Below are 8274 nucleotides of genomic sequence, written 5' to 3'. Positions count from 1 at the left end.
GTTACCCTGATCCACCCAATCGCGATGGACGACGGTCTGCGTTTCGCAATCCGTGAAGGTGGTCGTACCGTTGGCGCGGGTGTTGTTGCTAAAGTTATCGCTTAATCGCTGATAATATTTGACGCAACGCACAGGAAAAGGGCATCATTTGATGCCCTTTTTGCACGCTGTAACATAGAACCTGACTCATCAGTGATTTTTTCGACCATAATCATTGCTGAGGCAGGCTCTGTAGCACGGCGTTAAAGCCAATAGTTTTCAAGCTAACGGCTTGGAATTAAAGGATATGCCGAGTTACGCCTAACAGCATCATTCGGTTCGGTTGCCTCGTCTGACGGGGCAAAAGTGTTTCTGATTTATTGTGGCAGGTTGGTTTATGAGTGCTAATACCGAAGCTCAAGGAAACGGGCGCGGCCTGGAAGTATTGAAGTGGTTAGGTGTCGTGGTGCTTTTGGTCGCCGCTGTCGCCGGTAACTCCTATTATCGCGATGTAACATTACCTCTGCGTGCCCTCGCTGTCGTGGTCCTGATGGTAGCAGCAGCTGGCATTGCTCTGTTGACCACCAAAGGTAAAGCAACGTTGGCTTTTGCCCGTGAAGCGCGCACTGAAGTTCGTAAGGTCATCTGGCCTACTCGTCAGGAAACGTTGCACACCACGTTAATCGTTGCCGCGGTAACTGCCGTGATGTCACTGATTTTGTGGGGGCTGGATGGAATTCTGGTCCGTCTGGTATCGTTTATCACTGGCCTGAGGTTCTGAGATGTCTGAAGCTCCAAAAAAGCGCTGGTACGTCGTTCAGGCGTTTTCCGGTTTTGAAGGCCGCGTAGCTCAATCGCTGCGTGAGCATATCAAGTTACACAACATGGAAGAGCTGTTTGGCGATGTCATGGTTCCAACCGAAGAAGTGGTTGAGATCCGTGGTGGTCAGCGTCGTAAAAGCGAGCGCAAGTTCTTCCCAGGCTACGTGCTGGTCCAAATGGTTATGAATGATGCCAGCTGGCACCTGGTGCGCAGCGTGCCGCGTGTTATGGGCTTCATTGGTGGTACTTCTGACCGCCCGGCGCCGATTAGCGACAAAGAAGTTGATGCTATCATGAACCGCTTGCAGCAAGCGGGTGATAAGCCACGTCCGAAAACCATGTTTGAGCCTGGTGAAATGGTGCGCGTAAGCGACGGTCCATTTGCTGACTTTAATGGCGTGGTGGAAGAAGTCGACTACGAGAAAAGCCGCCTGAAAGTTTCTGTATCCATCTTTGGCCGTGCAACACCGGTTGAGTTGGACTTCGGTCAGGTTGAGAAGGGTTAATCACCCCTCTTAAAGTCGCCCCTGCTTTATTGCGGGGCGCATGAAAAACACACAATCACTATGATCTAGTGGTTGCGAGAGGCGCGAAATTGCACTACAATTTCGCGCCTTTTGTTTTTATGCGCTGTTCGCAGTGTGTGAATATTAATCACGGGGAGCTCCTTCAAGAGCGTTATCACCCAATAGAGGAATTATCATGGCTAAGAAAGTACAAGCCTACGTTAAGTTGCAGGTTGCAGCTGGTATGGCAAACCCAAGTCCACCGGTAGGTCCGGCACTGGGCCAGCAGGGCGTTAACATCATGGAATTCTGTAAAGCGTTCAACGCCAAAACAGAATCCCTTGAGAAAGGTCTTCCAACGCCAGTTGTGATCACCGTTTACTCTGACCGTTCTTTCACCTTCATTACCAAAACCCCTCCTGCAGCAGTACTGCTGAAGAAAGCGGCTGGTATTAAGTCTGGTTCTGGCAAGCCGAACAAAGACAAAGTAGGTAAAGTATCGCGTGCTCAGGTACGTGAAATCGCAGAAACCAAAGCTGCGGACATGACTGGTGCTGACCTGGAAGCGATGACTCGCTCCATCGAAGGTACTGCTCGTTCCATGGGCCTGGTAGTAGAGGATTAAGAAATGGCTAAGCTGACCAAGCGCATGCGCGTGATCCGTGACAAAGTTGATTCAACTAAACAGTATGACATCAACGAAGCTGTTGCTCTGCTGAAGGAACTGGCTACTGCTAAGTTCGTAGAAAGCGTTGACGTAGCTGTGAACCTGGGCATTGATGCTCGTAAATCTGACCAGAACGTTCGCGGTGCAACTGTACTGCCACACGGTACTGGCCGTTCCGTTCGCGTTGCCGTATTTGCCCAGGGCGCAAACGCTGAAGCTGCTAAAGCAGCCGGCGCTGAACTGGTAGGTATGGAAGATCTGGCTGACCAGATCAAAAAAGGCGAAATGAACTTCGACGTTGTTATCGCATCTCCTGATGCAATGCGCGTTGTTGGCCAGTTGGGTCAGGTTCTGGGCCCACGTGGTCTGATGCCAAACCCGAAAGTTGGTACTGTAACTCCTAACGTTGCTGAAGCAGTGAAAAACGCTAAAGCTGGTCAGGTTCGTTACCGTAACGACAAGAACGGTATCATCCATACCACTATCGGTAAGGTTGATTTCGATTCTGAAAAACTGAAAGAAAACCTGGAACACCTGCTGGTTGCGCTGAAAAAAGCCAAACCATCTCAGGCGAAAGGCGTTTTCATCAAGAAAGTTAGCCTGTCCACCACTATGGGCGCAGGCGTTGCAGTTGATCAGGCTGGCCTGAACGCTGCTGCAAGCTAATCTTGTGCTTTACGCGGGCGAATTATTCATCTAGAATCTTACGCCCGTTGTTCTGTAAATATACAGAACCCGGAATTGAGCCGCTCGTGGCGCATTCCAAGAATTTTTAGGTTGGAGCCTGGCCTTATCCAGGCCTCCGTCCAAGACCGCAGGTGTTTCGTAAGAAACTTAATCTCCTGCGTAGACGGTGACAGAACCAAAAGAATATTTTTATAGTCTTTGCTGGATTCTGCTCACCGTGATTTAGCGCCTGTCTGTGGCAACACTGTTCAGGCGAAGTGAGTTCCGGGGAAATCCATCCCCGGCCAAAAATCCAGGAGCACAAGCTAATGGCCTTAAATCTTCAAGACAAACAAGCGATTGTTGCTGAAGTCAGCGAAGTAGCCAAAGGCGCGCTGTCTGCGGTAGTTGCGGATTCTCGTGGCGTTACCGTAGATAAAATGACCGAACTGCGTAAAGCAGGACGTGCAGCTGGCGTATACATGCGTGTTGTTCGTAACACCTTGCTGCGCCGCGTCGTTGAAGGTACTCAGTTTGAGTGCCTGAAAGACACGTTTACCGGTCCTACCTTGATTGCATACTCTATGGAACACCCGGGCGCTGCTGCTCGTCTGTTCAAAGAGTTCGCGAAAGCGAATGCAAAATTCGAGGTTAAAGCTGCAGCCTTTGAAGGCGAGCTGATCAGTGCGGCTCAGATCGACCGCCTGGCAACTCTGCCTACCTACGATGAAGCAATCGCACGCCTGATGGCAACCATGAAAGAAGCCTCTGCTGGCAAATTGGTTCGCACTCTGGCTGCTGTACGCGATCAGAAAGAAGCTGCTGCTGCTTAATCAGCCAGCCTTTCTTTTCCGTTCACTTGCTTACGTATATAAATTACTTTCTGAATTTAGGAACACGAAATGTCAATCACTAAAGACCAAATCATTGAAGGCGTTGCAGCTCTGTCTGTAATGGAAATCGTTGAACTGATCTCCGCTATGGAAGAGAAATTCGGCGTGTCAGCTGCTGCTGCTGTTGCAGGTCCTGCTGCTGCTGCTGAAGCTGTAGAAGAAAAAACCGAGTTCGACGTTGTACTGAAAGCTATCGGCGCTAACAAAGTTGCCGTGATCAAAGCAGTACGTGGCGCAACTGGTCTGGGCCTGAAAGAAGCTAAAGATCTGGTTGAGTCTGCACCTGCTGCCCTGAAAGAAGGCATCAGCAAAGACGACGCAGAAGCACTGAAGAAAGCACTGGAAGAAGCTGGCGCAGAAGTTGAAGTTAAATAAGCCAACCTTTCAGGTTGCAGCCTAGTCTTTTAGGCTGATGGCTGGTGACTTTTTGGTCACCAGCCTTTTTGCGCTCTACAGCGTCAATGATATTTCACACTGTTTAGTCATTGATTAGCTTAATATCTTTCTCTATCGACGACTTAATATACTGCATTCCTGACTGGGTTCCTTGCTCAGACACTTGCAGCGAAATGATTTAAGCGTGATAGAAAGAGGTATTACGAAAAGCAGTCTGCTTTTCGAACAACACAAAACAGCGTTGCATGAACTGTCCTCCTGGATGGACAGCGAGGTTCTACATTTCAGCGAGCTGAGGAACCCTATGGTTTACTCCTATACCGAGAAAAAACGTATTCGTAAGGATTTTGGAAAGCGTCCACAAGTTCTGGACATTCCATATCTCCTTTCTATCCAGCTTGACTCGTTTCAGAAGTTCATCGAGCAAGATCCGGAAGGTCAATATGGTCTGGAAGCAGCATTCCGCTCCGTATTCCCAATCCAAAGCTATAGCGGTAATTCTGAGCTGCAGTACGTCAGCTACCGTTTAGGCGAACCTGTATTTGATGTGAAAGAGTGTCAGATTCGTGGCGTCACGTACTCTGCACCTCTGCGCGTAAAACTGCGCCTGGTGATCTACGAGCGCGAAGCGCCGGAAGGCACCGTTAAAGACATCAAAGAACAAGAAGTTTACATGGGTGAAATTCCACTCATGACCGATAACGGTACCTTTGTGATCAACGGTACTGAGCGTGTTATCGTTTCTCAGCTCCACCGTAGTCCTGGTGTCTTCTTCGACAGCGATAAGGGTAAAACCCACTCGTCGGGTAAAGTGCTGTATAACGCACGTATTATCCCTTACCGCGGTTCATGGTTGGACTTCGAGTTCGACCCGAAAGACAACCTGTTCGTCCGTATTGACCGTCGCCGTAAACTGCCTGCGACCATCATTCTGCGCGCGCTGAATTACACTACTCAGCAGATCCTGGATCTGTTCTTCGAGAAAGTAGTGTACGAAATTCGCGACAACAAGCTGCAGATGGAGCTGGTCCCAGAGCGCCTGCGTGGTGAAACTGCGTCATTCGATATTGAATCGAACGGCACCGTTTACGTCGAAAAAGGTCGCCGTATTACTGCGCGCCATATTCGTCAGCTTGAGAAAGATGCCATTGCACACATCGAAGTTCCGGTTGAGTACATTGCCGGTAAAGTGGTCGCTAAAGACTACATCGATGAGAGCACTGGTGAACTGCTGATCGCGGCGAACATGGAATTGTCACTGGATCTGCTGGCCAAACTGAGCCAGTCCGGTCACAAGCGTATCGAAACCCTGTTCACCAACGACCTGGATCACGGTGCGTACATGTCTGAGACTGTACGTGTCGACCCAACCAGCGATCGCCTGAGCGCACTGGTTGAGATCTACCGCATGATGCGCCCTGGTGAACCACCAACGCGTGAAGCGGCTGAAAACCTGTTCGAGAACCTGTTCTTCTCTGAAGACCGCTACGATTTGTCTGCGGTTGGTCGTATGAAGTTCAACCGTTCTCTGCTGCGTGATGAGATCGAAGGTTCCGGTATCCTGAGCAAAGACGACATCATTCAGGTGATGAAGAAGCTCATCGGTATCCGTAACGGTATTGGCGAAGTGGATGATATCGACCACCTCGGCAACCGTCGTATCCGTTCCGTCGGCGAAATGGCTGAAAACCAGTTCCGTGTTGGCCTTGTGCGCGTAGAGCGTGCGGTGAAAGAGCGTCTGTCCCTGGGCGATCTGGATACCCTGATGCCACAGGACATGATCAACGCCAAGCCAATTTCAGCGGCCGTGAAAGAGTTCTTCGGTTCCAGCCAGCTGTCACAGTTTATGGACCAGAACAACCCGTTGTCTGAGATCACGCATAAGCGTCGTATCTCTGCACTGGGCCCGGGCGGTCTGACGCGCGAGCGTGCAGGCTTCGAAGTTCGAGACGTACACCCGACTCACTACGGTCGCGTATGTCCAATCGAAACGCCGGAAGGTCCAAACATCGGTCTGATCAACTCCTTGTCTGTTTATGCACAGACCAATGAGTACGGTTTCCTGGAAACCCCATACCGTCGCGTTCGCGAAGGCGTGGTGACCGACGAAATTCATTACCTCTCTGCTATTGAAGAGGGTAACTACGTTATCGCTCAGGCGAACACCAACCTCGACGACGAAGGTCACTTCGTAGACGATCTGGTGACCTGCCGTAGCAAAGGCGAATCGAGCCTCTTCAACCGTGACCAGGTTGACTACATGGACGTTTCCACCCAACAGGTGGTTTCCGTCGGTGCGTCACTGATCCCGTTCCTGGAGCACGATGACGCCAACCGCGCATTGATGGGTGCAAACATGCAACGTCAGGCGGTTCCAACTCTGCGTGCTGATAAGCCGCTGGTTGGTACTGGTATGGAACGCGCGGTAGCGGTCGACTCCGGTGTTACTGCCGTAGCGAAACGTGGTGGTACGGTTCAGTACGTGGATGCATCACGTATCGTTATTAAAGTTAACGAAGACGAAATGCATTCTGGCGAAGCCGGTATCGACATTTACAACCTGACCAAATACACCCGTTCTAACCAGAACACCTGCATCAACCAGATGCCTTGTGTGAACCTGGGTGAACCGATTGAACGTGGTGATGTGCTGGCTGATGGTCCTTCAACCGACCTTGGCGAACTGGCACTGGGTCAGAACATGCGCGTCGCGTTCATGCCGTGGAACGGCTACAACTTCGAAGACTCCATCTTAGTCTCCGAGCGCGTGGTACAGGAAGATCGCTTCACTACTATCCACATCCAGGAACTGGCATGTGTGTCTCGCGACACCAAGCTGGGGCCAGAAGAGATCACTGCCGACATCCCTAACGTGGGTGAAGCTGCGCTCTCCAAACTGGATGAGTCCGGTATCGTGTATATCGGTGCGGAAGTGACTGGCGGCGACATTCTGGTTGGTAAGGTAACGCCGAAAGGTGAAACCCAGCTTACGCCAGAAGAGAAACTGCTGCGTGCAATCTTCGGTGAGAAAGCGTCTGACGTTAAAGATTCTTCTCTGCGTGTGCCGAACGGCGTGTCTGGCACCATCATCGACGTTCAGGTCTTCACCCGCGATGGCGTGGAAAAAGACAAACGTGCGCTGGAAATTGAAGAGATGCAGCTGAAGCAGGCGAAGAAAGACCTGTCTGAAGAACTGCAGATCCTCGAAGCTGGCCTGTTCAGCCGTATTAACTACCTGCTGGTTGCTGGCGGTGTTGAAGCGGAAAAACTGGACAAGCTGCCACGCGAGCGCTGGCTGGAACTGGGCCTGACCGACGAAGAAAAGCAAAACCAACTGGAACAGTTGGCTGAGCAGTACGACGAGCTGAAGCACGAGTTTGAGAAGAAACTTGAAGCCAAGCGCCGCAAAATCACACAGGGCGATGACCTGGCACCTGGCGTGCTGAAAATCGTTAAAGTTTATCTGGCCGTTAAACGTCAGATCCAGCCTGGTGACAAAATGGCTGGTCGTCACGGGAACAAAGGTGTTATCTCCAAGATCAACCCGATCGAAGATATGCCATACGATGAGTTCGGTACGCCGGTCGACATCGTTCTGAACCCGTTGGGCGTACCATCACGTATGAACATTGGTCAGATTCTTGAAACCCACTTGGGTATGGCTGCGAAGGGCATTGGCGAGAAAATCAACGCTATGCTTAAGAAGCAGGAAGAAGTGTCCAAGCTGCGTGAGTTCATTCAGCGTGCTTACGATCTGGGCAGCGATCTGCGCCAGAAAGTTGACCTGAACACGTTCACCGACGACGAAGTGCTGCGTCTGGCAGAGAACCTGAAAAAAGGTATGCCAATCGCAACGCCAGTGTTTGACGGCGCTAAAGAAAGCGAAATCAAAGAGCTGTTAGAGCTCGGCGGCCTGCCTTCTTCTGGCCAGATTACCCTGTTCGATGGTCGTACCGGTGAGCAGTTCGAGCGTCAGGTTACCGTTGGCTACATGTATATGTTGAAACTGAACCACTTGGTTGATGACAAAATGCATGCGCGTTCTACCGGTTCTTACAGCCTTGTTACTCAGCAGCCGCTGGGTGGTAAAGCGCAGTTCGGTGGTCAGCGCTTCGGTGAGATGGAAGTATGGGCACTGGAAGCATACGGTGCCGCTTATACCCTGCAGGAAATGCTGACCGTGAAGTCTGATGACGTTAACGGCCGTACCAAGATGTATAAAAACATCGTTGACGGCAATCATCAGATGGAACCGGGCATGCCGGAATCCTTCAACGTACTGTTGAAAGAGATCCGCTCGCTGGGTATTAACATCGAGCTGGAAGACGAGTAATAACTCGCATCT

The 8274-nt window shown here is 50.9% G+C and carries 7 protein-coding genes and 1 pseudogene; all 8 read left to right on the top strand.

Annotated features, from left to right (window positions below; all coding sequences use genetic code 11):
- Positions 1 to 105 (top strand): annotated as a pseudogene (locus tag ACFL9S_RS06890) (elongation factor Tu); the annotation flags it as partial.
- 271 nt (positions 106 to 376) lie between these two features.
- Positions 377 to 760, top strand: a complete 384-nt coding sequence (gene secE / locus ACFL9S_RS06885) for a preprotein translocase subunit SecE (RefSeq protein WP_405261093.1) — start codon at positions 377 to 379, stop codon at positions 758 to 760.
- A 1-nt stretch (position 761) separates the two neighbouring features.
- Positions 762 to 1307, top strand: coding sequence for a transcription termination/antitermination protein NusG (gene nusG, locus ACFL9S_RS06880; RefSeq protein ID WP_062749168.1), 546 nt, complete (start codon positions 762 to 764; stop codon positions 1305 to 1307).
- A 196-nt stretch (positions 1308 to 1503) separates the two neighbouring features.
- Positions 1504 to 1932, top strand: coding sequence for a 50S ribosomal protein L11 (rplK, locus tag ACFL9S_RS06875; protein ID WP_405261092.1), 429 nt, complete (start codon positions 1504 to 1506; stop codon positions 1930 to 1932).
- A gap of 3 nt (positions 1933 to 1935) precedes the next feature.
- Positions 1936 to 2640, top strand: a complete 705-nt coding sequence (gene rplA / locus ACFL9S_RS06870; RefSeq protein WP_227535276.1) for a 50S ribosomal protein L1 — start codon at positions 1936 to 1938, stop codon at positions 2638 to 2640.
- Positions 2641 to 2969: 329 nt separating this feature from the next.
- Positions 2970 to 3473, top strand: a complete 504-nt coding sequence (rplJ, locus tag ACFL9S_RS06865) for a 50S ribosomal protein L10 (RefSeq protein ID WP_133847001.1) — start codon at positions 2970 to 2972, stop codon at positions 3471 to 3473.
- 69 nt (positions 3474 to 3542) lie between these two features.
- Entirely contained in the window at positions 3543 to 3908 is a 366-nt protein-coding gene (gene rplL / locus ACFL9S_RS06860; protein WP_048914311.1) for a 50S ribosomal protein L7/L12, read from the top strand.
- A 325-nt stretch (positions 3909 to 4233) separates the two neighbouring features.
- Positions 4234 to 8262: a DNA-directed RNA polymerase subunit beta gene (rpoB, locus tag ACFL9S_RS06855; protein ID WP_405261091.1), complete on the top strand. Its 4029-nt coding sequence runs from the start codon at positions 4234 to 4236 to the stop codon at positions 8260 to 8262.
- The last annotated feature ends 12 nt before the right edge of the window (positions 8263 to 8274 follow it).

The organism is Erwinia sp. AnSW2-5 (assembly GCF_045107195.1).
Classification (GTDB): Bacteria; Pseudomonadota; Gammaproteobacteria; order Enterobacterales; family Enterobacteriaceae; genus Erwinia.
This window is presented reverse-complemented; position numbering and strand designations above follow the sequence as displayed.